The sequence below is a fragment of the Bacteroides sp. RTP21281st1_H5_RTP21281_210402 genome, from assembly GCF_040918965.1.
GTDB lineage: Bacteria > Bacteroidota > Bacteroidia > Bacteroidales > Bacteroidaceae > Bacteroides > Bacteroides congonensis.
The window spans coordinates 269,267-294,732 of record NZ_JBCOWR010000007.1; the positions used below are offsets into that span (position 1 = coordinate 269,267).

Consider the following 25,466-nt stretch of genomic DNA (forward strand, 5'->3'; position numbering starts at 1 on the left):
ACTTTATTCAATAATAAATTATGTTATTCCCAACCAGGATTTTGAACCAATCCGTAACCTTTGTTCACCTCTTTGGGAGGGAATGCGCTCAAATACCACTTGGGAGAGAAGCCACCGGCTTTCTGCCAAGCCCTTTCTTTCAATTGCGGGAACTCAAACAGATATTCTCCTGTTTTCTTATGCTTATAGAAATAAAGACCATGCAAATGTTTAGTAAAATCCGTCTCACGTTTCCAACGAATAAGGTCATAGAAACGAACTTCCTCAAAGCCAAATTCACAGGCACGTTCACGAAGTACCGCTTCACGGAATTCTTTTTTGCCCAATCCTGTCTTCAGATCACCCAAACCTACACGATTCCTCACCGCATTGATGTAAGAATAAGCCTCCCCGGTACGGTTACATTCATTCAATGCTTCAGCATACGACAAATAGACCTCAGCTAAACGTAGTAACGGCCACTGAATGACACGCCCACTCCACTCCCCTTGACGGTCGAGTAAAAACTTACGTGCTGTCAGACCGTTAGTGGTTAATCCTTTATCATCCAAACTGACACTTTTATTATTATAATGTTCGCCTTTCGGATAATTTGTCTTATCTTTTGAATATTGCCGATATATAGCAGCCACACCGCTACCGAACTTGTCACCATCCAACAGAATGGTTTCGCACAAACGAGGATCACGATTTATAAACGGATTTTTAGCATGCTCTTGGTTATTCCAGTCAAAATCGCTTCCATCTGCCATAGGGAACATATCGAAGTACTCCTTAGTAACTCCCCAAGCACCCCAACGTGCACTTTGCATGATACCACCGATTTTGTTGGTCTTATAATGGCGACGTACCGAAATCAATGATTCGGTCGTACCTCGTGTATAATAAGCGTCACGGAATGCCATACGCGGCTCTCCGGCTTTTACCAAATCGTAGAAACCTTCCTTATTCAATGCCCTAAAAAAGTCTTCGCCTGCTTTTGCGGCATCTTCCCAACGCTTTTGTTCATATCCACCAAACCAAGTCATCAGTTTTTCGGAAGCTTCGCCTTCATAATAAGGCATCTCGTTATTAAATAACGGACTTGCAGCAAACAAAAGAACACGTACTTTCAATCCCATAGCGGAAGCACGGGTCAGGCGACCACTCCAGTTGTCAGATTCTTCTTCAGTAACATTCCAAGGAAGTTCTTTACAATCAATAGCTTCATCCAACAATCTCACAATAAAATTCACAGTCTCCTGCAAAGTGGCACGGGCAGGAAATCCCAAACCATCTTCTGCAGAAATAGCTCGATCCACAATAGGCAGACCACCAAAATGACGAAGCATTTCGGCATATTGAGTAGCAATCACAATTTTAGCTTCCGCTTTCAAACGTAACTTCTCAGCATCTTCCATATCAGGCACACGGTCCACATTCTCTATAAACACCCAAGCCATGCGGATACTTTTCCAACTATTACGCCGGGTAAAACCGTATTTGGTACCTCCGTCTCCATCCGACGCCTCTTCCGAACCAGCATTGTAAGCACCACTATAATAAGCTTTATTAGGACCATCCCAAGTCAAAGCTGAATTACACAAATCCGTCAAGTCTTCCTGAATGCCGAACCACATATTGGTGGAGTAACCATAACTATTACTTGCCCAAAATGCATATGGCAAATTACCGTAACTATTCCACAGCACCCGACGCGCATATACCGCTGTAGAAAAGATGGTATCAATGGTAACATCCGAACTAGGCGGTTTCTGGAGAAATTTCTCACCCAGCGCAAAGTCCTCACATGATATTGTGGTAATCAATAAAGCCCCCAACATCAATCCTTGAAAATATCTTGTAAGTGATTTCATATTATTCTATTTTTTATTAAAAACCTACTTTCACACCAAAGTTGATAACCATCACCAATGGATAATTAGCTCTTGCAGCAGATTTCGACTCCGGGTCTATCACATCCAATTTATCGAATGTAAGCAAGTTATAACCGGTAGCATATACACGCAAACTACCTAAATGCATCCTGTTCAAAACTTTCTTTGGGAAACTGTAACCCACTTCCACGTTTTTCAGGCGTAAGTAAGAAGCATCACGCAACCATAAATCAGAGTCATAGTAGTTATTACTTCTGTTTACGAAGGAAATTGCGGGATATTTAGCTGCATCCCCCTTTTGTGTCCAAGTATCGGTAACAAAATATCTCATCAGTGAACGTTGGTTAGTCTGCCCGAAAGGATAACGGAAAACGTCGTCCAACATACGCGAAGTCTTGGCAGCACCCGCCCAAGTCATACTAACGTCAAATCCCTTGTAAGAGATACCATAGTTTATACCATATGACAACTGCGGATAATTAGTATTACCGATAGCCGTAATATCATTCTGGTCTATCTTCTTGTCACCATTCAAGTCCATATACATAACATCACCAGGTTTGGGAGTAATGCCATGGTCAGGAATACCTCCATGTCCCTCAGTAGCATATCGTTCCACATCCTCCTCAGAAAAGTATCCTGCAAACTTACGACCAAAATGCTGACCGACAGATTTACCGGTACGTTGCATATAAGCATATGGATAAGTCACCTCGTCCATATAAATAATCTTGTTTTTGGTACGCGAGATATTAAAGCCGATATGATATCCCAGTTTGTTAATCTTATCTCTCCAGTTCACATTGATTTCATATCCTTTATTATCTACCTTACCAATATTAGCGGTAGGAAGTGTCACAGCCAAATAACCGGGATCAGTTCCACGAGAAGTCAGGATATCACGGCGGTGTTCGATGAAGTAGTCAAAATTCACCTTTAATTTGCTATTAAAGAAATAAGCGTCAACACCATAATTCTGTTTAGCAGCCGTTTCCCAGGTCACATTAGGATTTCCTTTCTTTGCCTCGTTGGCGCCCGTAGTAATAGAACTGCCACTACCGAAATAGAAACCACCATTGGAAGCGTTATATACGTCCGGCAGGTAGAGGAAACGAGAGTTATCGCTCACACGGTCATTACCTACAATACCATAAGATGCACGCACTTTCAGGTAGTCCATAAACGATTTTAGCGGCTTCATAAAATTCTCTTCTGATATTACCCATCCCGCAGAGAAAGCAGGGAACAAACCGAAGCGTTTGCCCGAGGCAAAGTTCTCCGAACCGTTATATCCCATATTTACATCAAACATATAACGGGTATTATAGTCATAAGTAGCACGTCCCACCAAACCTATATAACTTCTCGGAATTGACAAAAATGCCGAAGGTCCGTTAGGATAATAAGTAATGGATTGATTATACATTACAAGTCCCGAAACATGGTGTTTACCGAAGTCACGTTTATAGTTCAAGGCAGCTTCCACATACCAGTCCTTACCACGACCAATAGATTCTTCATACCCCAATATGTTTTCTTCATCCACGCGGCGAAGCAGTACCGATCCGTCAGATTGTATCAACGGCTCGTAATGAGGAGTTTTACCACGCCTTTGTTTAGTGAGAGATACGGAACTATTATAAGCCCCTTTCACATGAGCTTTCAAACCTTTGGTAATAAAGTCCAACTTCTGTTCTAACAAGAAATCGAAATTCAGCGTATTACCATAGGTCACATCATAACCTCGTCCGTAATAAGTGTACATGGCATCGCGCATATCACCAAAAGAACTAGAAATATTACGTGCATCGGCCCACACCCATTTTCCATCTACGATACCTGAACCGGAAAACGGAACAGCCCAATAAATACCACGAAAAATAGTTTCAATACTAGACAGCCCCGATTCTCCATCCACTCCCGGAGTGTGTTTGTCATTGACACGTCCACCTACATTCACACGGAGCTGTGTAGTCTTTGTCAAATCCACATCCAAATTCAGACGATAATTGTAGCGATTGTAGCTGTAATTGTCATCATAATCTTTTTGATAACAATTAAAGAGTCCGTCTTGAGTAAACACACCGAGTGACGCAAAATAGCGCACTCTCTGCGAACCGCCCGAAATGGTCAAGTTATGTTGCGTTTGCAAGGCTGTATTACGTACCAAATAATCCATCCAGTCCATATCCGGATAAGCTAACGGATTACTCTGAGTACGAAACCCTTCAATAGCTTCCGGTTTGAACGCCAGCTGGGCTTCGGTATATCCGTCGTGAAGCTGGGCGTTATTATATGCCGTGGCATATTCATAGCTATTAGCAAAATCAGGTAAGCGAGTAGGTGCCTGTAAGGCAAATGAAGTAGAGAAGCTAACTTTCGCTTTCCCTTCCTGCCCACGTTTGGTCGTCACCAAAATTACACCATTAGCACCACGTACTCCAAACACAGCCGTTGCAGAAGCATCTTTCAATACCGTAATATCTTCCACTTCATTAGGATCGAGTTGGAAGAAACTGCGTTCTACTCCATCCACCAAAAACAACGGCTGAGACATGGATTCGTTCAATGACCCCACACCACGTACATATACTGTGGGATCGTCACTACCCGGCTGACCGGAAGTCTGGATGGCAGACAAACCCGGCATTTTACCAGCCAATGCATTACCAATACTTGATACCGGACTTTTCAATACATCTTTTGTCGTAATAGACGACATTGCTCCTGTCACTGTCACTTTCTTGGTAGCACCATAAGCCACTACCTGTACTTCCTGTAACTCTTGAACATTTTCATTCAGTTCGATTTTTAAGGCGGATTCTCCGGTATACTTTATTTCTTTATCCTTATATCCCATATAAGATATAACGATAGTAGCGCCTATCGGAACTTCCAGTTTAAAATTACCATCCACATCAGTAATAACCCCGCTGGTAGTTCCCTTTACAATTACACTGGCACCAATTACCGGACCATGACTATCAGTCACTGTTCCAGTAACCATTCTGCGATTCTGCTGCACAATAGGACTTACAACAGAAGCCTCTCCCAACACACTATTTCCTATAGGGAAAGCCATTTGTCCGAATGACAAAAACGTCGCCAATAGCCATACCTGCTTCTGAGGTATTTTCATTGGAAAGAAGAAGTTTTCCATCTTTTTTAAATTTAAGTATTATAAAATATATTATCAAAAAGGTTCTATCTATAATTCACAAAATTAAATAGTTTTTAGATATTAAAATCCATTTATTATTCAGAAGAAGGTAGCATATTATACACAACTAAAAATAAGGTATTTATGTACAAAAATGCCCCATAAACGAACAATAGCGCCCCATATTACAGCAGGTATTCTCCCCAATCAAGCATGCAGGGCTATAGCTATTTTGTAGCAAATCCACAACGTGCCTCCCAGTTCTCGGTGTTTTGCACAAAGAAAACGCATCTCTAGTATTACGAAGAAAGGTTAAAATGTGTTTTCATAATTAGATATATTCACTATTTTCCCCAATCCCTTTTACGTCTTAAAGCCTCCAGATAATAATAGTCAGCATAACTCAAAGGAACGTCTATTTCAGCGCAATCTGGGAAACTACCTACGGAATGCATCAATAGAAAATAATGGTTTTCACCAATTTCTGCACGATAAGCGGGAGAAGACAGAGTTTTCATTATCTTATCTGCTGTTTCCTTATATTCCTTATTATTTGAGAAGACACTTAGCTCATACAGCGCCGAAGCTGTAATAGCGGCCGCTGACACATCCCTCAGTTCTTTGGGAATATTCAACGCATCAAAGTCCCAGTAAGGTATCAAATCTTCAGGAAGATTTGAATTGGTAAATATAAACTCATATATTTTCTTAGCCTGATTTAAATATGCCGGACGATGTGTATACCGATAACACATAGTATAGCCATAAATAGCCCAAGCCTGCCCTCGTGCCCATGCCGAATCATCTGAATATCCTTGCGCCGTACAACGTTTAAGCACTTCTCCTGTTTCCGGATTGTAATCTACCACATGATACGAACTTCCATCTTCCCGAAAATGGTTCTTCAAGGTTTTATCAGCATGTGAAACGGCAATATTATAATAGGTAGAGTCACCGGACAACCGGGTAGCTTCAAATAAAAGTTCCAGATTCATCAAATTATCAATAATCACTGGACATTTCCATCCCATCTTTAACGGGCGTCCTTTGTCAGCATTCCAAGACTGAATGATATCCGCATTCGGACGAAAACGTGTAGACAAAGATTTGGCAGCCTGTACCACAACCGACGTATATTCCTCCTTACCACCTAAGCGCAAACCATTGAGGAAACTACAACCTATAATAAAGCCAATATCATGATGCGAAGTATTATATTGTTCTTTATATAGGTATTCGGTGCATTTCTCTGCTTTCTGCTTCCAATATTCATTACCAGTGAGATTATACAAATACCAAAGACTTCCCGGGAAGAAGCCAAGAGTCCAATCCCAGCCACGACGTGCATACACCATATCGCCCTTAGCGTTCACGGTACGAGGAATTAAGATTTTATCGTTCTTTTCAAGAGCATCCATCTGCAAACTATATTGAATAGCGGCATGCTCAATGTTCGTTGAAATAAAATCTTTCTGTCCTTTAACTCCCACACAAGCAAACATTGAAAAGAGAAAAAGACCAATACACGTACGAACTAAAATATTACTTTTCATAATCAATCAACATTTCATTAACTTGCTAACTATGCCAAACAAAAGTAAAGAATAAAACAATATTAGAAGGGCGGTATATATACACGAAAGGAATTCTAAACATACAAAATAAGTCCAATCTGAAAAAATGAACAAAAATAACATATAAATTGGATAATAAAACACCCAACAACACAACATCACACTTTCCCCCTCACGACAAAAAAGCTATATTTGCAAATCTTAATATAATGATTACTATACCTAAAGATTATGAGAAACAAAATCTTTTTAATCTGCTACTTCCTATGTGTACACATACTTACATGTAGTACACAAAGCATATCTTTCCGACATTTGACTACCGATAATGGTTTATCACACAACTCCATTATTTCTATATATCAGGATGAACGAGGATTTATGTGGTTCGGTACACGAAATGGAGTCAGTTTATATAATGGAAAATATTTCAAGATTTATCAAAAGGAGAAAAACAACTCAAATAGTATTTTATACAATGATATTTATCACATCACAGGAGATCAAAACGGACACGTCTATATCATGACTAACAGAGGGATTTCCGCTTATGACATAGAAAAAGGGCAATTTACTCCTATCATAAAGAAAAGCACACGGGCAGAATTCTTTTCTAAACATCTATACGTTGCCACTTCAAACCAAATATTCAAGTACGATGGAATAAAATTCGATTTGTTCTATAAGATGACTCAAAATACTAGCGTTATTCAAAGATTATACGTATATAACGACTCTGTCTTCATAGGAACCAATAAAGGACTTTATATACTCGACCCACAAAAGGCACTAACCCAACCTATCAAAGAAGGAAATATCTCCGATATCATCAGAGATTCTTCCGGTTACTATTGGATAACGACCAAATCAGGACACGGAGTGTACTGCATACAAGGCAAACAGATAAACAATTTCTTGTATGAAGCGGATGATCCTTCCACCATCAGTTCCAACTATACACACAGGTGTTGCGAAGACAAACAAGGGAATATATGGATAGGAACTTTCAACGGACTTAACAAGTATGACAAACAAACCAAAAAGTTCACCCGTTACGAGAAAAAAGAAAATAGCAAAAGCTTGAGCAACTCTTCTATTTGGGGGTTACATTGCGACTTACAAGGAACCATTTGGGTAGGAACATACTCCGGTGGAATCAACTATTTCAATCCACAGAAGCAAATTTATCGTGAGTATCAGGCTTCTTCCAAGGAAAAAGAAGGTTTAAGTTCCCCTATCGTTAAACGTATGACTGAGGATGATGAGGGGAATTTATGGATAGGTACAGAGAGAGGGGGAATTAATAAATACATCCCGACTACCCAAACCTATCAATGGTATACAAATAAAAACACTCCCAACAATTATACAGGAAATATAAGAGCAATCTACTACGACTCCATACAAAAAGTAGTGTGGACCGGTATTCATTTGGAAGGACTTAACAAATTGGATTTAAAAACCGGCCGTTCTACCAATTATAAATATAAGAAAGGTGATAGAACATCTATTCCATCCAATCTTATTGAAGATATTTTACCCTATCAAGAACAATTAATTTTAGCAACTAACAACGGAATCGGTCTATTCAATCCTGCAACCGGAACATGTAAACCATTGTTCCACGATGAAGTGGCACTCAACAATACTATATCCACCTTTGGATTAACCCTCGACCACAAAGGTATTTTATGGATAACCAATAATAACAATGGAGCCTGCGCTTATAACTTCAATACTCAAAAGCTGTCAATATACAAACATAAAAGCGCCAATGAACACAGCATCAGCAGTAACAGCGTCAATTCCATCTACGAAGACAGTCAAAACAGGTTATGGTTTTGCACTAATGAAAATGGACTGGATTTATACCGTAGAGAAACGGACGACTTCGAAAACTTTGATATGAGCAAAAACGGCCTGGCAAGCAATATTATTTACAACATTTGTGAATTATCCCCAAATAGGCTACTTGTAACCACCGACAAGGGGTTCTCCATATTAGACTATCAACAAAAAAAATTCAAAAATTATGAAGAACTCCCATTAAGCTGTATTAACGAGAATGCACTTTACAAAAACAAAAAAGGAGAAATTTTCATTGGAGGAACCACTGGAATTATTTCGTTCTTTGAGAAAGAACTTGAAGAGTCTCCTCGTTCTTACCGTATATATCCATTCCGACTTATCGTGAACGGAAAAGACATCAATGTAGGAGATAAAGACAGCATATTGACTAGAGACATAACTTATTCTCCAAAAATCACTCTTAAATCTAATCAAAATATATTTAGTATTGAGTATACCACAACAGACTATATACCTTTCAATAAAGATAAAATCATATACCGTTTGGAAGGTTTCTCTAATACATGGAACAGTCTGGAACAAAATGTTATTACATACACCAACTTAAACCCTGGTAAATATACATTAGTTGTCAAAGCCAAAGATATCAATGAAAGCCTGGTTCCACCAAGCAGATTGCAGATAGAGATCTTACCTCCTTTCTATCGTACGATATGGGCATACCTAGTATATCTCATATGTATTGTAGGTATTGCATATTACCTTATACGCGCCTATCATCACCGGATCCAGCTACAAGAATCGCTGAAGTATGAAAAAAAGCATGCTGAAGATATCGAAAAACTCAACCAAGCCAAATTACGCTTCTTCACCAACATTTCACATGAGTTCCGCACCCCTCTTACACTCATCATCGGACAAATGGAAATGTTATTACAGATACGTTCCTTCGCTCCCAATGTCTATAACAAAATACTGGGAGTGTACAAGAGTTGTTTACAGCTGAGGGAGCTTATCACCGAATTACTTGACTTTCGCAAGCAGGAACAAGGTTACATGACTATCAAGGTTAGCGAACACAATATTGTGGACTTCGTATATGAACATTATCTACTCTTTCAGGAATATGCAGTACAACGCCAGATTACTTTCAACTTCGAAAAGAGTAGTGATACCATCAATTTATGGTACGATGCCAAGCAGATGCAAAAAGTGATAAACAATCTTATCTCCAACGCCTTTAAACACACAAAAGCGGGAGGAATAATTTCCATATCTGTCCGGAAAAGAAATCAGGAAGTCCTCATTGACGTAACAGACAATGGTTCGGGAATAGCAGCCAAAGACATCAACAATATCTTTACTCGTTTCTATCAAACGGAACAGTTGGATTCTCTGTTCTATGTAGGTACCGGTATCGGTCTTTCGCTTTCCAAAGGTATAGTCGAACTGCATCATGGAAGTATTGAAGTTTCCAGCGAATTGGGAGAAGGGACCACTTTCTGCATACATCTGAAAACAGGAAATGAGCACTTCACATCCGAACAGTTCTGTGAAACAAAAGATACATTTGCATTTAATGAAATTAACGAGTTAAATGCAGAGTTCCAGCAGTCTTTATTATTTGAACAAACGACTTCAAACAACGATAGCCGACTAAAGGAAAGAGAATATAAAATTCTTATTGTAGAAGATAATGATTCATTAAAAGAAATGATATCTAAAATATTCGAAGAGTTCTATATTGTCATTACCGCCTCCAATGGCAAGGAAGGACTGGAGAAAGTACGATCCGAAAATCCCAATATCGTGCTCAGCGACATCATTATGCCGGAGATGTCCGGTACGGAACTTTGCCAAGCCATTAAAGCCGATTTTGATACCTGCCATATACCCGTAGTTCTACTCACAGCCAAAACTGCCATCGAACATAATCTGGAAGGATTAAGAATGGGAGCGGATGATTATATTACCAAACCATTTAACATCAACATCTTGTTGTCCCGCTGTAACAATCTGGTCAATAACCGAATCATGCTACAAGAAAAGTTCAGCAAACTGCCGCAAGAAAACATACAAATCCTGACCAACAATGTGATGGACAAGAAATTCATGGATAAAGTGATGGAAATTATCGAGCAGGAGATGGAGAATGGAGATTTCAATGTAGATATGCTGGCAACGCAAATGAGTATTTCGCGTACAAAGCTTTTCTCCAAGTTAAAAGCCATCACAGGACAGACACCTGCTGATTTCATTATGACCCTCCGCCTGAAACGTGCAGCATTCTTACTGAAGAACAACATGGAACTGAATATTGCGGAAATATCAGACCAGGTCGGTTTCAATGTACCCAAATATTTTAGTAAATGCTTCAAGGAAAGATATCACATCACCCCACAAACTTACCGGAAAGGCGATATCCCCCTCTCCGAAAATGAGGAAACAACCAATAATGTTGATTCCAAAATGCAAAATTAAAATTATCTAATACAATTCTGGCAATGTTTAATCAAACAATTCCTTCAGTACTTCCAGTGATTTTAAAGCCGGGAAGTCCGGCAAATGCAAGCTATAATAATCATTTATAGTCGTCAGGCAGCGGGTGCGTTCCGCACGGCTCATGCCGAAAAGATGCATCGTCTCATAATTCATACGCATCAATTGGCGAAGACGCCCGGCCTCATCGGGCTTGATATAAGATGAATGTAACTGAGGCCGAATCGAAGTGAAACAGGCATTCAGCAAGTCAAAATAGTCACCGGTATGATAGTCCTCGAGATTGGGATAAAGCCCCAAAAAGCGGGAAAGCCTCATCAGAAAGACCAGATGGAAATTGGCAAAACCTTCGCTGCACTCGTCCAGCCAGATAATAGAATGTTGCAGATAGGCAAACAATGGACGGTTCTCCGCCTCTTCACGGACAGCCCGATAAAGAAATTCAGCCAAGAAAAGTGCCATCGCAGACTTGTACGGGTCATAAGGAATGGACGAAAAAGGATAAAAAGATTTCGCTTCCTTCACACGATAGAGAGTCGTGTTCGGTCTGTAATCCGCTTCAAATTCAATAAAAGACAACGGCTGGAATAGGACGGACTTCACTGCCGCCTTTCGCGAACGGGGTACTGCGACAAGAAAAGAAGCCCTTCCGGACAATTCCGTGTACATATCTACAATGATAGACGTATCATTATATTTTAACGTATGTAGAACTATTCCTTTCGTTTTTTGCAACATAGCAAACTATCTCATTATCAATCCGGAACAAAATTACAAAAAAAATGCAAGGTAATCGATGACTTTTCATAAGCATTAACAACCTAAAAAACAACTACTTTTGTTATTCACCTTGAATAATAAAGTAAAAATAAACAAGCTTATGAAACAAAAAAGTAACAGAAATGGATTTACCGTATGTGCCCAGGCGTACTTACGGAAGCTACAAGAAGAAGGGCGCTATTCAACGGCGCATGTGTATAAGAACGCCGTCCTCTCATTCACGAAGTTCTGCAATACGCCGGGTATATCATTTGCACAAATCACCCGTGACAGTCTGAGACGATACGGCCAACACCTTCAAGAATATGGGCTACGGCCGAATACAGTCTCTACTTATATGCGTATGTTGCGCAGCATTTACAACCGTGGCGTGGAAGCAGGTATCGCCCGCTTTATTCCCCATTTATTTCGTGACGTGTACACAGGGGTGGATGTACGACAGAAGAAAGCATTGCCGCCTGAAGAGCTGCATACGCTCCTTTACAAGACTCCCCAGTCCGAACATCTGGGCCGCACACAAGCCATCGCACGATTGATGTTCCAGTTTTGCGGCATGCCGTTCTCGGACTTCGCTCATATCGAAAAATCAGCGTTGGAACAAAACGTCCTCAGATACAACCGTGTAAAGACAGGAACGCCCATGAGTCTTGAAATACTGGATATGTCGAAAAAGGAAATGAACAGGTTGCGCAACAACCAGTCGTCAAGAGAAAATTGCCCTGATTATCTTTTCAATATCCTGAAAGGTGACAAGCAACGAAAAGATGAAGGTGTTTATAAAGAATACCAATCAGCACTCCGTCGGTTCAATAATCAACTGAAAAGCCTGTCGAGAGAATTGCGCCTAAAATCACCCGTCACCTCATATACTATACGACACTCCTGGGCAACAAACGCAAAGTATCAGGGAATTTCCATCGAGATGATTAGTGAATCACTGGGACACAAATCAATCAAGGCTACACAGACCTATTTGAAAGGCTTCGGATTAAAGGAAAGGACAGAAGCCAACAAATTGAATTGTTATTACATAGAATCTTATAAGAGAAGCAACCATTAATTCACAATAACCTAAAAACAAGCACTTTATCCCATCTGTTACTTCTTAGGTAACGGATATAAATATGGCACAAAGATATATAAAAAGAATCTCACATTCCAAATAAATCATATCTTATTTTATTCTTTTTCTTTGAATAAATAAAATAACAGGCAAGAACACGAAGCAGATTTCTTTCATGTTCCAACTATTTATTGCCGTCTATCAGACTAATTTTCGTCCGAAAGCATTCAAGTACATTTTATTTATAAAAGACCGCTGTCTTTTTCCTGTTTTTTCCCCGTATACATCTGTCATGATAATAAAATTCCGTTACCTAAGAAGTAACAGACACACATAAACAAAAAGTTATGACACACAAACCCGATAATATCAAATATCCATGTCTGTCCGCCAACAGCAGACGGAGACATACGACAAGCATGAGACATAGACTGACCACGCTCGTCTTTGTAGTGTGCATTATGCCTGTATCGAATCTCTGCGGACAAAACATAGCCGTCAAAAGCAATCTGCTTTATGACCTCACCACCTCACTCAATTTAGGCGGAGAAATACGTTGTGATGACACACATACTTTCAGCCTTTCCATCAATTACAATCCGTGGAACTTCAGCGACAACAAGAAGATGAAGCATTTCCTCGTGCAACCGGAATACCGTAAATGGTTCAACGAAGCATTCACAGGAAGTTTTATCGGCTTACAGCTTCATTATGCCTTGTTCAATTTCGGCGGAATGCTTCCCTGGGGATTCGGAGACGGAAAGATGCTGGGTGTAGAGAACAGACAAATCGCCAATAACCGATATCAAGGCAATCTGGCGGGATTCGGCATTTCCTACGGTTACCAGTGGATGATTAGCCCGCAATGGAACCTGGAAGCGGGAATCGCTCTGGGATATGCCCACCTCAATTACAAACGCTACGGACGCTCCGCAGGCGCACCCCTGATAGAAAAATCAAATTGCAACTACTGGGGTCCTACGCAAATAGGAATATCAGTCGTGTACTTCATCCAATAAATAATCCAATTTAATAAACGCATCAAATGAAAACGAAAACATTCATCTTGCTCGGCCTATTGATATGTAATCTGCTTCCGGCACAGAACGTCAAGCTGGATATCAAGCCCCATTTCCTGGGAGTACGGGCAGACTCATTACTCCTTTCGATGGACATATCGGTAGAAATCGAGGATATGAACCCGAAGAATGCCGTCATACTGACACCTGTCCTGACCGGACAAGACCACAGAATACTATTACCGGCCATCCAACTGAACGGCAAGCAGAAGCAGAAATTATATTTGCGCAACCAGATACTGCGCAAGAAGAAGGGCAGTAAAGCAGACGACACTGACTATCTTGTAGCCGGTATCGACGACAGCCATTCACGCACCATCAATTACCGCACCGCATTGCCGGCAGAAAACTGGATGAACGACGCCACGCTCTATTTGAGGAGAACGATTGTCAGACCCGAAGGCGAACAGACGCTGAAAGATACGCTAATCATCGCACCGCAATATGCAGTGCTTCCGCCGGAAATGGGCAATACAGCTATTCAGGAAGTCTCCTCTGCGGCAACAGCAGACAACAGCACAACTCCTTCTGCTGCCCCGACAGGCAAAAAACCAAGGTATAAAGGTTCGTATGTCTCACCGTCATCGGATGATGTGGATATCCGCAATCAGAAAGAGTTGAACTTCAATCTCGAGGAAGCCAAGATTATGGCTGACATCAATCCGCAGATGTTATCGCTCCGCGAACTGTATACGGTAGCCTTATCATATGCGGATAATAAGGCGAAGTTTTATCAGATTATCAATATCAGCGTGAAACTGTATCCTGTACACCCCGTTGCCAACCTCAATGCGGCGGCTGCTGCCATTGAGCAGGGAGATACGAAATCCGCAAGCAAGTTTCTTTCCATGGCATTGCACGAGGGACTTGCCTACAAGAGTTGCCGGGGGGTATATGAGCTGATGACCGGAAACACATACGAAGGCATCCGCATACTGAAAGCCGCCAAGGCGGAAGGTTCTGAGGAAGCTGCATACAATCTGAATGTTTTTTTTGAAAATAATAAACGGCATTAACTGGTAGATACAATGAGATATATTTTACTCCTGTTCCTATTATTGGGTTGTCTTGACGGTTACGCACAGAAAGTAGCCGTCAGACTCAACACGCTTCCCGCCATTGACGGAGCTTTCGGAGCCGGAGTCTCTTATGCCATAGGGAATAAAAGCACCGTCGAACTGGCAGGAAGCCTGCGACCATGGAAACGGAGCGAGATGTACGTGAACCGTTATTGGGTGATTCAACCCGAATACAAATATTGGACTTGCCAGAAGTTTAACGGCCTGTTCTGGGGAGTTTATCTCAATGGAGCGCAATTCAATGTCGGTGGGAAAAAGCTGCCTTTCGGTATATTCTCTGACCTGAAGAAGTACCGGTATGAAGGGTGGCTTATAGGGGGCGGCATTAGTTGCGGCTACCATTGGATGCTGAACGATCATTGGAATGTGGAAACGAGCTTGGGAGTGGGATACGATTATATTCATTATAAACAATACAACTGCGTCAGGAAATGTGCCGGAGTACGTAACAAAGGACATCATCATTACATAGGGCCTACCAAAGCCTCAATAAGTTTAGTTTATCTATTTTAAGAAGAAAAAGGTATGAAAAGTTTATGGAAAGTTTGGTTTTCGAAAAGAAGGAACATATACGTCCAGATAGCACGCAAGCACCACTCCACTCCCTGGAGAGTATATCACTTGGGGCACGGTGGCGTGAGTAAGAGTAATAAGGATATAAAGATATTGGAAGAATTACAACAAAACGGAGTAATCTCCCAAATCTATCCCTGGTGATATTCTCACACAGAAATGAAGAAATGCAGATTATTACGACAATGAAGACAGGAGGAATTTTTATTATCGCAGTCATTTTATCCCTTTCGATACAAGCCCAAAGGGCCGTAACGGAAGAGAGGGGGACTGTTCGCACAACTACTTCCAGTCTGTACAAGGCAGGGAAAGAGTTGGTGGTTTCTATTTCGATGGATATCACCCGCGACCTCTCTCCCAATGAATCAGTGGTGCTGGTTCCCGTTGTCAGTGACAGTCTGGAACACCGGTTGGAACTGCCACCCATATATATCAACAGCCGGAAACAGCACATCGTATTCCTGCGGGAGACAGGCAGGAAAGATAAGGCAGCCCGGGCATTGCAAAGGAAAAACGGGGATAAGCAAACGATGCATTATCTGCAATCCGTCCCATTCGAGCAATGGATGAACCAAGCTACGCTCACACTGGTAGAGAAGAGTTGCGGTTGCGGCATTCCCGGTACGGAAGATTTCACCTGTATTGCCCGCCTGCATCCGCAATCAACGCCCGTTCCGCAACTTGCTTTCCTGACTCCGCAAGTTGAAACGTCTAAAATCAGGACGGAAAAAGGGTCGGCATTCATTGACTTTCCGGTGAATGTGACCGCTATTCATAAAGAATTCAGCAATAATGCGGCAGAGTTGGATAAAATCATCGAAACGATCAACACCATCAAAGGAGACAGCAACGTAAGCATCACACACATCAACATTCATGGGTATGCGTCGCCCGACGGCCCTTTCCGGATAAATGAGCGGCTGGCCCGCGAACGTACCCGTGCATTGAAGGAATATGTAGCCCGACTATATACTTTCGACAACACATACATACACACCAATTATACGCCCGAAGACTGGGAAGGCTTTGAAGCCCTTCTGGGCGACACAGTTTTTCAGGACAAGGAAGCTATCATGAAAATCGTAACAAGCAACATTCATCCCGACCGTAAAGAAGGTTTGATAAAGTCGAAGTTTCCGGCATTCTACCGTTTTGTGTTGAAACACTGGTTTGTCATACTAAGACATTCCGATTATACCATCGAATATTATGTCCGCCCCTTTACGGTGGAAGAATCTCAAAAGATATTCGATACGAATCCCAAGAACTTGAGCCTGGAAGAGATGTTCCGCCTTGCGCTCACGCATACACCGGGAAGTGAAACATACAACAGGATATTTATGACTGCCGTACAACTGTTTCCCGATAATCCGACGGCCAACCTGAATGCCGCCTGCATAGCGTTGACGCAAAAAGACACCAAGGCTGCGGCAGGGTTTCTCGAAAAAGCCCTGCCAGTGCCGGAGACGACGCTGGCCAAAGGAGTCCTATACTTCCTTCAGACCGACTATGAAGAAGCGGAAAAGCTATTCAGGCAAGCTAAGGACGCCGGATTGTCACAAGCGGAGGATAATTTAAAACAAGTTTTAGAACTCAAATAAATATTCAATTAAAACTCAAAGTAAAAATGAAAAGATTCACAAAGTTAGTGCCCCTGCTCTTATTTGCAGCAGTCACACAGTACAGTTGCATCAATGATGCGGATGTAGCCTTTTCCGATGAAACTCATGCGGATTCCAATGGCAACCTTGCCCTGTTCTTTGAAATCCCCAATGCAAACGGCACCCGTAGCGCCGAATCATCGGGCATAACCGAAACAGGTTCAAAAGAGGAGTATGCAGTAAAAAGCCTGACAATCTATCTGTTCGACTCAACCACCAAAACTCTTAAAGACCAGCAGGAACTGAAGAATATCCAACAGATTAAAGCGGACTTAGAAGAGATAAAGTACACTGCCGACAAGATTACCGTGAATCCGGGCACCTACAATATCTTCGCCATTGCCAACGGAAAGGCCGTCACCGGAGATATCAGCACGCAGGATGCTTTCCTGAATGCTGTCGACGGCATTACATACAGCGAAGGAAAGATTCCAAGCGTACCTGCAAGTGGATTCGTAATGACAAACCGCGGTGCGGCCAATCTGAACGTGGAAGTAAAGAAGCCGACTGATTCCGACAAGGTGACCAGTGTATCTATCGGCCTGGAACGTGCTGTTGCCAAAATTGAACTGACACAAAAACAGGAAACTTTCCCATTGAAAGACCCTGCCGGAAAGGTTTATTGCACCATCAAGCTCAACAACTTCAGAATGTTGAATCTGGCAACACAGTTCTATACCTTCCGTCACACCGCCGTTCTGAATGATTTCCAGGAACCCGGCTCATACACAAATGAGAACTTCGGTGACATCAACGACAACAACGGTTATGCAATCGACCCCTATTTCTTCAAGAAAACAGTGGAAGGCGCCAAAGATTTCACCAATGCCGACGGATTCTTTGCACAGGCATTAGTAGATCTGGATATCAACGACAGCAATTGGGCAGGCATGGCACAAGCGGGTAGCTGGTCACATGTCTACTGTCTGGAGAACTGTATGTTCGTCAATGCACAATTAAATGCATACAGCACAGGAGTGATGTTTAAAGCGAACATGGACATTGCCACCGACCGCGTTTTCGATGAAAACGGTGACAACATAAGCAATCCTTCCAACTGGCCGTCCAAGATGTTCTACTTCAATTACAATTTCTACACCAGTGTAGACGCTATCCGCAAACAGGTTCTGAATAATCTTCCGGAAGACATCACTGACGATTCGGCTACGGAAATCCTTGCCGAATACAGCATCAAACGTTTCCAGAAGACGGAAAATTACTCATGCTACTACAACTACTGGATCAAGCACGAAGATAACAACTCTACAGAAATGGGTGTAATGGAATTCGGCATCGTCCGCAATAATATCTATCGTCTGTCTATCAGCAAAGTAGCGGGACTCGGCAGCGGAGAACCTTACATCGAACCGGAACAACCGGACGAATACAAAGCCGAACTGGATATCAATATCAATGTTTTTCCATGGGCCGTACGTAATCAAGATGTAGAACTTGAATAAGCAGTCCGGCCGTCTGAACTAAAATCAATCTAAATGCGTTCATTTCTACTACATATTATTTGCGTTGTCGCGCTGTTCTCGTCCTGTGACTGGGTGAACGATGACTTGTCAGACTGTCCGACAGGAACCTGGCTGAAAATCTCGTACACCTACAACATCCTGAACGTGGACGCCGCACCTACGCAAGTAGGCGACATCACCATTCTTGCCTTCGACAAGAACGACAAGTATGTGGACCGACTGGACGTAGACAGTATAACATTACATCAAAGCTACTGCATGGTAAGAGTGCCGTTTCCCGCCGGGACTTATCACCTGCTCATATGGGGAGGAGCATCCGACTATCCGTACCAGCTCCCAAATCTCAAAGCTGAACGGACGGAACGGAAATCCCTGAACATATCGCTGGCATGTGACGAGAAGAACCAGTCCGACAGGAAACTAAACGCGCTCTTTCACAGTAGCCTTGAAAATATTACTATCAGTGAGGAATATCAGGTCGTCACCGCCGAACTGGTTAAAAACACGAATTATTTCTCGTGTATCCTTCAGGATGAAGACAATCTCCCCCTGCAACAGGAGGACTTCGCCTTCACTTTGGAATCCGCCAACGGCGTAATAGACTATACAAATACTCCTGTCGACGCGACTCCGGTCTGTTATCTGCCGTATCGGCAGGAAGTGTCTGTAATGTCCGGACAGATTCCCGTCATCCATGCCAGATTAAATACACTGCGCATCATGAAGGGAGACGATACGACATTGTCAATAAAGCATATACCCAGCGGACAGGTGATCCTGCGCCTGCCACTCACCCAATATTTATTGTTATCAAAAATCTATCCCGATAATATAGGTGATATAGGCGACCAGGAATATCTTGACCGGCAGGATTCTTACACTCTCCTGTTCTTCATCAAGTCGTCAACTACGGGAATCCCGCGGATATGTCCGAAAATGAAAGTAAACGGGTGGAGTATACGGCTGAATGATTCCGAACTGGAGTCGTAAAGAGACTGATAAATAAGTTTATATACAATATACTGGTGAGATGTATAAAGAAAGGCTGCTGTGAAGTACCCGAGCGGGCTTTCGCCCTCTCGCATATAATGTTTCCCACTATATGCAAAATGCCCGATAAAACGGCATAACCCTTGAGAAGCCGTTTTATTGTTTGTTTGTTTTGTTTGTGTTAAGTGCATTCTTTCCGAGCGAGGAAAGGGTGCACTACTCGTTTATGGATAATCGGGATGCTTGTTCATCTTTTACCATAGTTTATTCATCTTTTACCGTAGCTTGTTCACCTTTTATCATGAAATCTATATCCTATCCCTAACATCAGATTATTAGGGTCTTTGAACTTGCTCAACTGGTACCCTACATGCAGAAACAAATGGCGCGTGACGTAAGTCTTGAGAGCCAGAATCTGATAGAAACCGTTCGTATCATCCCCACGGCATATCAGGTTTCGTCCAATTCCGGCATTGATTGAGAAAATCGGCATCACCAGTTCCGCCCGAAGGGACAACCCCACCGCAAATTGCTCGCGGAAAGGAGGACGATGGAACTTTATATCGTTCATATAGCTTCCTTCCAGTTTATAGTCCTTGATATTGGCACTCTCGTCATACTGCGCATCTACAGAAAGTCCCGCCCGGAAATAGTTATTGAAATTATACATCGGAGCAAAATTGAGCCCCACGATACCAAACGAACCGGGTACCAGACTCGGCACATTGTCTTTAACGAATCCCCTTTTGCGGGTAGCACCATATATCACCAAATCATAACTGACGTGCGGCTTTATGAATAACCGTTCAGGAGCTATCGCTCCGGACGCATCATCCGTATCGCCAAAGGTGCGTACAATGCCTACTCTCCCACCGATAATATTGATTCCCCCATTGGGATAATGAGTATTTCCATTGGAGAAATGCGTTAAGTCCACCCCTGCCGCCAACTTCCATTGCGGATGAAACTGCCAGTTCAAAAGAAGCCCCAAATTGATATATGCATTAATTTTAGAACCGATAACCTCATTCTGCGGATTGTATTGTTCATCATATTTCTTCCAACCGAAAGAAGCTCCGAAGTTCCATTCATAATCGAACGACAGACGGGACGAAAGCCGTACTATGGGCGCCCCTTGAAAGGCATATACCGTCACCGGATTTCCTAACTCGGCAGGACAGTAAAAAGTATTATACGAAACACCGATCCCCTGATAGGCATGAGGATACATTCTGCCCAATCGGGAATCTTTACCAAACTGGAAAGCATACTTCAGATGCAGGGAGAGCGATTGTTCGATGATTTTCTGCTGCAAATTATCTCCTTCGAGAAAACTGTTTGTCGGAACAACATAGCCCGGACGGACGTCCAAGCCAATCCCATGCTTCCCGACTATCTGCGCTCCTGATTTCCCGCCAACTGCCAGAAACGCCAGCAGGCAAACAATAGACAATAACCGTCCTATATTCATATTTCCAGTCATTTGAGATCCTTCTGTTCTATTTCATATTTTCCGGGCATTTTACTTTGTAACATGCCGGTGATACTCCGTTGCCTTCCTGTCTTCGGATGAACGGCATAGAGAGTATATCTCGTTTCAAACCATTCATAATCCATCCATAGAGTAATACGCTGAGTAGTATAGGCCGGGATAGGAACTTCTATCGGATCCGTATTGGGGAGAGACAGTGTTTGCTGTATGGAAGAATATTGTGCTTGCGTACCATTCAGTCCCAAATATCCGCCTTTCATATCGGGTATTTCTACTGTCAAATTGCCTTCTCCCAAAAGTTGAAAAGCCCCGGGCATCTCGCTTTTGAATATTACTTCATAGCGAGCATTCTCGTATGGGGATAAGAGATAGGGATAAGGAATATCCCAACCATTAGATTGCACAAAGCTCCTTTGTTTCTCTGTTTTCTTTGCGTAAGAATACGCATCCAAAGAGTAAGTGATATGATCGAACACATACCTGTCCGACGGCGAAATATCAACATATATTTCCTGAAACTCATATTCGTTGCTCGCTATGATTTCGAATCGAAAGTGAGTGGAGCGGGCATTCTCATCCACTGTTATCTTCAGCTCTTTGGGATTACTGCGATCGACAGTGAAACCAATCAATTCTTCATTACAAACAATCTTTCCCAATCCTTTCAGATAAGGAAATTGCTCTATTGTTATCAACTGACCATCCACATCATAGATTTCATATGAATAAGAAAAGTTTTCTTCATAAGTATATATCTGCAAATAATCCCAATTGGAAGACGCAAACCGGATTACCGCGACATCACCGTTTCCATCCAAAATCAGTTCGGAATCAGAAGACCGGAAATCGTCAACAAATACATCCCCGTTGCAACTATAAAATACCAATAGAATAAGAAGATATGCCGTTAAGTCTATGCACTTTTTCATGCCATTGTCCTTTTGTCGTTTTCGTTGGGGACAAAAGTAGTATATAAATTTTAAAACTCAGCACCTTGTATTCAATTAATATTCAAATCTAATAAAAGAATTTCTTCTAAATAAAATTTGATTAAGCAACACCATATAGAAAAAAAGACTACTTTTACAACGAACTAATAAACACAAACTAATGAAAAAGCTTATCTATATACTGTTCATATCTACATTTCTGCTATCAGGATGATTGTGATACCATATTCAAGACTGATTATGGAAACATAGCATATTACACCCAAGAAATGACCATGTTATATAATATAACGAAAAAATAATAGAAATATGAGATTTGCTAATTTTTTACTTATCACATCATTATTTATAGTCTCGTATGGTTGTTCCAAGGAAGAACCATACGAACCGGAAAAGAAATCGATTTCCATATGGGAAGGAGAAACGTCACATATTAGTATCAAAACTGACTTAACCCACTGCAACTGTACACTACAGTCTGAAGATCAAGAAATTGCAACTGCAACTATTGATAAAACAGGTATCTGCATCACTACACACAAAAGTGGAAGTACCATGATACGGCTTCTGGATAATGATAAAATATTATGTGAGATATTCGTATATGTAAAATATTTCAGCAGCCCGGAAATCATAGATTGGGGGATTCCATTAAAAGAAGGTAGCCCTGGATATCCGGGAATAACTATAAAAGCAATAGACCTAAGAATCCCCCCGGAAATAGAAAAAGAATTGCGAGAAGAAAGTGAACCTTTTATTGGCGCAACTTATACATTTAATCAGGATACGAGAAAGTTCACAATAAAAACGATTTCAGACATATCTTATGAAGGATTATACGAATGGAACCTTACTTCTTTAACCTTAATGCATGACGGAAAAAAAGAAAAATATGGTTTCAAATTTGTAACTGGAATGTCACACGGATATATCATAGAAGCTGATAAAACAGAAAAATATCAACGACGATATCCTGATGCCGGTATCACAGAAGTAAAGGTTAATCATGTTTGGAAGAATAATGGAATAATTCCACCAGGAGGAATTATTTTTGATTGATTGCAATAAAATGAAACTGTTACTATTAACATCTTGTATACTTGTAACCAAGTATTAAAACTAAGACAAGGTAAATAGTAAACATAAAATTAAGTAAATAAAAAAGTATTATGAGAAAAATCAGTTACAGCCAGTCCTGAAACAAGAGCGAACGGAGTAACTTTGGGTATAAAAAGCCAATATCGACTTAATGCTTCGGGACAAACAAGAACATTATCTGATGAAAACTCTCCCTTAATTTATGAAATAGAAATGAATGATGGTTTGGAAAATGGTAAAATCATTGTTTCTGGTGATAAAAGATTTCCGGAAGTATTAGCATATATGCCTTCATTCAATAAATGCAAGTTCTGTTTTAGCGAAACGGAGCTTGCATTTCATTTAAACAGAGCCTCTGTTTCGCCAGAATAGAGGCTCTGTCCTGTTCAGCCCACCTGCCGATGACTTTAAGCCCACAGATAAACAACCCTAAGCCCATGTGCCACCCACTTTTGCCCACGTGATGAATCTATATCCCCCGCTTGGTGAGCATCGACAGGATTAGATTCGGATAATTGGATATTTGAGTCATCAGTGTATCAGATGGATTGGCTTAAATCAGTACAGGTTTTGAATCTTTTCTATTCTGTTTAACTTATTTCAGTACGTTGTGCTTTAATGTGGGTTCCCTGGCTATGTTGTTTAGGGAAACATAAGTTATGAAGTAAGGAAGTGTTAGTTATCTTGCCTTTATCCTTGCGTTAGGCTGCCGGTATTCTTCCATTAGATTACCGGTATTGTTATCTCACCACGGCCGTGGTAACTATTCGTCACGGCCATGGTAGGTTCTCTTCACAGCCGTGGTAGGAATTTGTCACAGCCGTGACGAATTAGTGATATCGGTAATCTAACGAAAGGATACCGAAGAGATAACGTTAATATCCCGTTAGTATATCCTATGTTTTATAGGGGGATGGGATGATAATACCCTGAGAGCAAAAGTTACTCTCAGGGTGCTATCATGACCTGCTCTCATAGCTGAAGCTACGATGAATAAAGGATTTGAAGAAATTTATGAGGGTATGAGGGTAAATCGTGAAAACTTTTGTTTGGAGTGCGTGTTTATTTCTGAAATCGAATTAGCTCATATCAACACGGTAAAGCAACAGAATAAAGAACAAGAATAAACATCTCATTAATTGCCGAATCGAAGAAAATAAGCTATTTTTGTTCTCCACTATAAAAATAGAGTGGTTATGGATACAGCAATAAAGAAAATACCTTATGGGATGACGAACTTCGAGTCTATTATCAGTGATAACTATTACTATGTAGACAAGACACATTATATTGCCTTAGTAGAAGACACAAGTCGTTTTTTCTTCTTCGTCCGTCCCCGCCGTTTTGGGAAAAGCCTTTTTCTGAACATGCTCGGCATTTACTATGATATCAACAAGCAAGATAAGTTCGAAGAAATCTTTGGCGGGCTATATATAGGCAAGCACCCTACCCCCAAAATATCCGTACGGACTACAATAAGTTACGCCATCTTATCCACGTTGACAAGACTTTTGGAGAAAACGCAAGTGTCGTTCAAGAGATAGTAGAAAATGGCTCTACCACTGGAATTATTGCTGATAGTTTCCCTGCTGAAGACATTGTCAAGCCTAGGAACTTCAAGAGCCTGCTTTATTATTATGGCATGCTCACCATCAGTGGAATGGAAATGGGCGAGCCTGTGTTAAGCGTTCCCAACTGGGCAGTACGTGAGCAACTTTACGGTTATATGGCGGACATCTATAAAGATACTGCTAACCTTTATCTTGAAATAGATAAATTGATAGATCTCATGAAACGAATGGCATATAAAGGAGAATGGGAAAATTATTTCAGATACATTGCCGACCGCCTGAACGGCCAGAGCAGTATCCGAGACTTTATAGAGGGGGAAGCTTATGTAAAGACCTTCATTTTATCATATCTGGGACTGACACACTATTATATCGCCCGCCCCGAATACGAAAGCAACAAAGGATACGCGGATATTTTTCTACAGCCCCGCTTGCTGCAACTTCCCGACATGGCGTACAGTTACTGTATCGAAGTAAAATATGCCAAACGTGATGCCGCCGATATGGAAATAGAGAAATTGACAGTCGATGCCAAAACACAACTGAAACAGTATGCAGCAAGTGAATGGATTCTGCAAGATAAGGGAACCACAGAATTGAAGAGTATCGTTTTAGTGTTTAAAGGCTGGAAACTGGTAAAAGTAGAAGAAGCATGAACAATATCATGAAGTTTTTTCATTCCTTATATATAATAAGGTATATGTGAAAACATGTCCGTCAGCTTTCTTGC

16 protein-coding genes and 1 pseudogene are annotated in these 25,466 nt (G+C 41.4%); 11 read left to right on the forward strand and 6 right to left on the reverse strand.

Features of this window, described 5'->3' with window-relative positions; all coding sequences use genetic code 11:
• Positions 1 to 23: 23 nt before the first annotated feature.
• The 3 genes from AB5443_RS12755 to AB5443_RS12765 form a co-directional block, all read right to left on the reverse strand.
• Positions 24 to 1,856, reverse strand: a complete 1,833-nt coding sequence (locus AB5443_RS12755; RefSeq protein ID WP_044655353.1) for a RagB/SusD family nutrient uptake outer membrane protein — start codon at positions 1,854 to 1,856, stop codon at positions 24 to 26.
• A 16-nt stretch (positions 1,857 to 1,872) separates the two neighbouring features.
• Positions 1,873 to 5,016, reverse strand: coding sequence for a TonB-dependent receptor (locus AB5443_RS12760; RefSeq protein ID WP_195406744.1), 3,144 nt, complete (start codon positions 5,014 to 5,016; stop codon positions 1,873 to 1,875).
• A gap of 365 nt (positions 5,017 to 5,381) precedes the next feature.
• Complete coding sequence (locus AB5443_RS12765; protein ID WP_195406743.1) at positions 5,382 to 6,590, reverse strand: glycoside hydrolase family 88 protein; 1,209 nt, start codon at positions 6,588 to 6,590, stop codon at positions 5,382 to 5,384.
• A gap of 252 nt (positions 6,591 to 6,842) precedes the next feature.
• Between AB5443_RS12765 and AB5443_RS12770 the strand changes: the two genes are divergently transcribed.
• Positions 6,843 to 10,901: a two-component regulator propeller domain-containing protein gene (locus AB5443_RS12770; protein WP_022138728.1), complete on the forward strand. Its 4,059-nt coding sequence runs from the start codon at positions 6,843 to 6,845 to the stop codon at positions 10,899 to 10,901.
• 27 nt (positions 10,902 to 10,928) lie between these two features.
• On the opposite strand, the gene recO is transcribed toward AB5443_RS12770, so the two are convergent.
• A complete protein-coding gene (recO, locus tag AB5443_RS12775) occupies positions 10,929 to 11,657 on the reverse strand; it encodes a DNA repair protein RecO (RefSeq protein WP_044655876.1) in 729 nt (242 codons plus the stop codon).
• Between the two features lie 142 nt (positions 11,658 to 11,799).
• On the opposite strand from recO, the gene AB5443_RS12780 reads away from it, so the two are divergent.
• From AB5443_RS12780 to AB5443_RS12815, 8 genes are all read left to right on the forward strand, one after another.
• Positions 11,800 to 12,759 (forward strand): tyrosine-type DNA invertase cluster 3b, encoded by a 960-nt coding sequence (locus AB5443_RS12780; protein ID WP_368113669.1) that lies wholly within the window; start codon positions 11,800 to 11,802, stop codon positions 12,757 to 12,759.
• 350 nt (positions 12,760 to 13,109) lie between these two features.
• The gene (locus AB5443_RS12785) at positions 13,110 to 13,781 is read left to right on the forward strand and encodes a DUF3575 domain-containing protein (RefSeq protein ID WP_083589232.1); all 672 of its coding nucleotides are present in this window, start codon (positions 13,110 to 13,112) and stop codon (positions 13,779 to 13,781) included.
• A 26-nt stretch (positions 13,782 to 13,807) separates the two neighbouring features.
• Positions 13,808 to 14,857, forward strand: coding sequence for a DUF3868 domain-containing protein (locus AB5443_RS12790; RefSeq protein WP_073346825.1), 1,050 nt, complete (start codon positions 13,808 to 13,810; stop codon positions 14,855 to 14,857).
• Positions 14,858 to 14,869: 12 nt separating this feature from the next.
• Complete coding sequence (locus AB5443_RS12795) at positions 14,870 to 15,433, forward strand: DUF3575 domain-containing protein (RefSeq protein WP_044654573.1); 564 nt, start codon at positions 14,870 to 14,872, stop codon at positions 15,431 to 15,433.
• Positions 15,434 to 15,445: 12 nt separating this feature from the next.
• Positions 15,446 to 15,637, forward strand: coding sequence for a hypothetical protein (locus tag AB5443_RS12800; protein WP_022138734.1), 192 nt, complete (start codon positions 15,446 to 15,448; stop codon positions 15,635 to 15,637).
• A 41-nt stretch (positions 15,638 to 15,678) separates the two neighbouring features.
• On the forward strand, positions 15,679 to 17,094 hold the full coding sequence (locus AB5443_RS12805) for a DUF3868 domain-containing protein (RefSeq protein ID WP_073347413.1): 1,416 nt from the start codon (positions 15,679 to 15,681) through the stop codon (positions 17,092 to 17,094).
• 26 nt (positions 17,095 to 17,120) lie between these two features.
• Positions 17,121 to 18,614 (forward strand): Mfa1 family fimbria major subunit, encoded by a 1,494-nt coding sequence (locus AB5443_RS12810; protein WP_073346826.1) that lies wholly within the window; start codon positions 17,121 to 17,123, stop codon positions 18,612 to 18,614.
• A 33-nt stretch (positions 18,615 to 18,647) separates the two neighbouring features.
• Positions 18,648 to 19,625, forward strand: coding sequence for a FimB/Mfa2 family fimbrial subunit (locus tag AB5443_RS12815; RefSeq protein ID WP_073346827.1), 978 nt, complete (start codon positions 18,648 to 18,650; stop codon positions 19,623 to 19,625).
• 289 nt (positions 19,626 to 19,914) lie between these two features.
• Here the strand turns inward: AB5443_RS12815 and AB5443_RS12820 are convergent, their stop codons facing one another.
• Positions 19,915 to 21,108 (reverse strand): acyloxyacyl hydrolase, encoded by a 1,194-nt coding sequence (locus tag AB5443_RS12820; protein WP_022138738.1) that lies wholly within the window; start codon positions 21,106 to 21,108, stop codon positions 19,915 to 19,917.
• Positions 21,105 to 22,046 (reverse strand): hypothetical protein, encoded by a 942-nt coding sequence (locus AB5443_RS12825; protein ID WP_022138739.1) that lies wholly within the window; start codon positions 22,044 to 22,046, stop codon positions 21,105 to 21,107. Before AB5443_RS12825 ends, AB5443_RS12820 begins: the two co-directional genes overlap by 4 nt.
• A 330-nt stretch (positions 22,047 to 22,376) precedes the next feature.
• On the opposite strand from AB5443_RS12825, the gene AB5443_RS12830 reads away from it, so the two are divergent.
• Together AB5443_RS12830 and AB5443_RS12835 are read left to right on the forward strand one after the other, a co-directional pair.
• The gene (locus tag AB5443_RS12830; RefSeq protein ID WP_073346828.1) at positions 22,377 to 23,126 is read left to right on the forward strand and encodes a hypothetical protein; all 750 of its coding nucleotides are present in this window, start codon (positions 22,377 to 22,379) and stop codon (positions 23,124 to 23,126) included.
• 1,235 nt (positions 23,127 to 24,361) lie between these two features.
• Positions 24,362 to 25,392: pseudogene (locus AB5443_RS12835) on the forward strand (AAA family ATPase).
• Positions 25,393 to 25,466 lie beyond the last annotated feature (74 nt).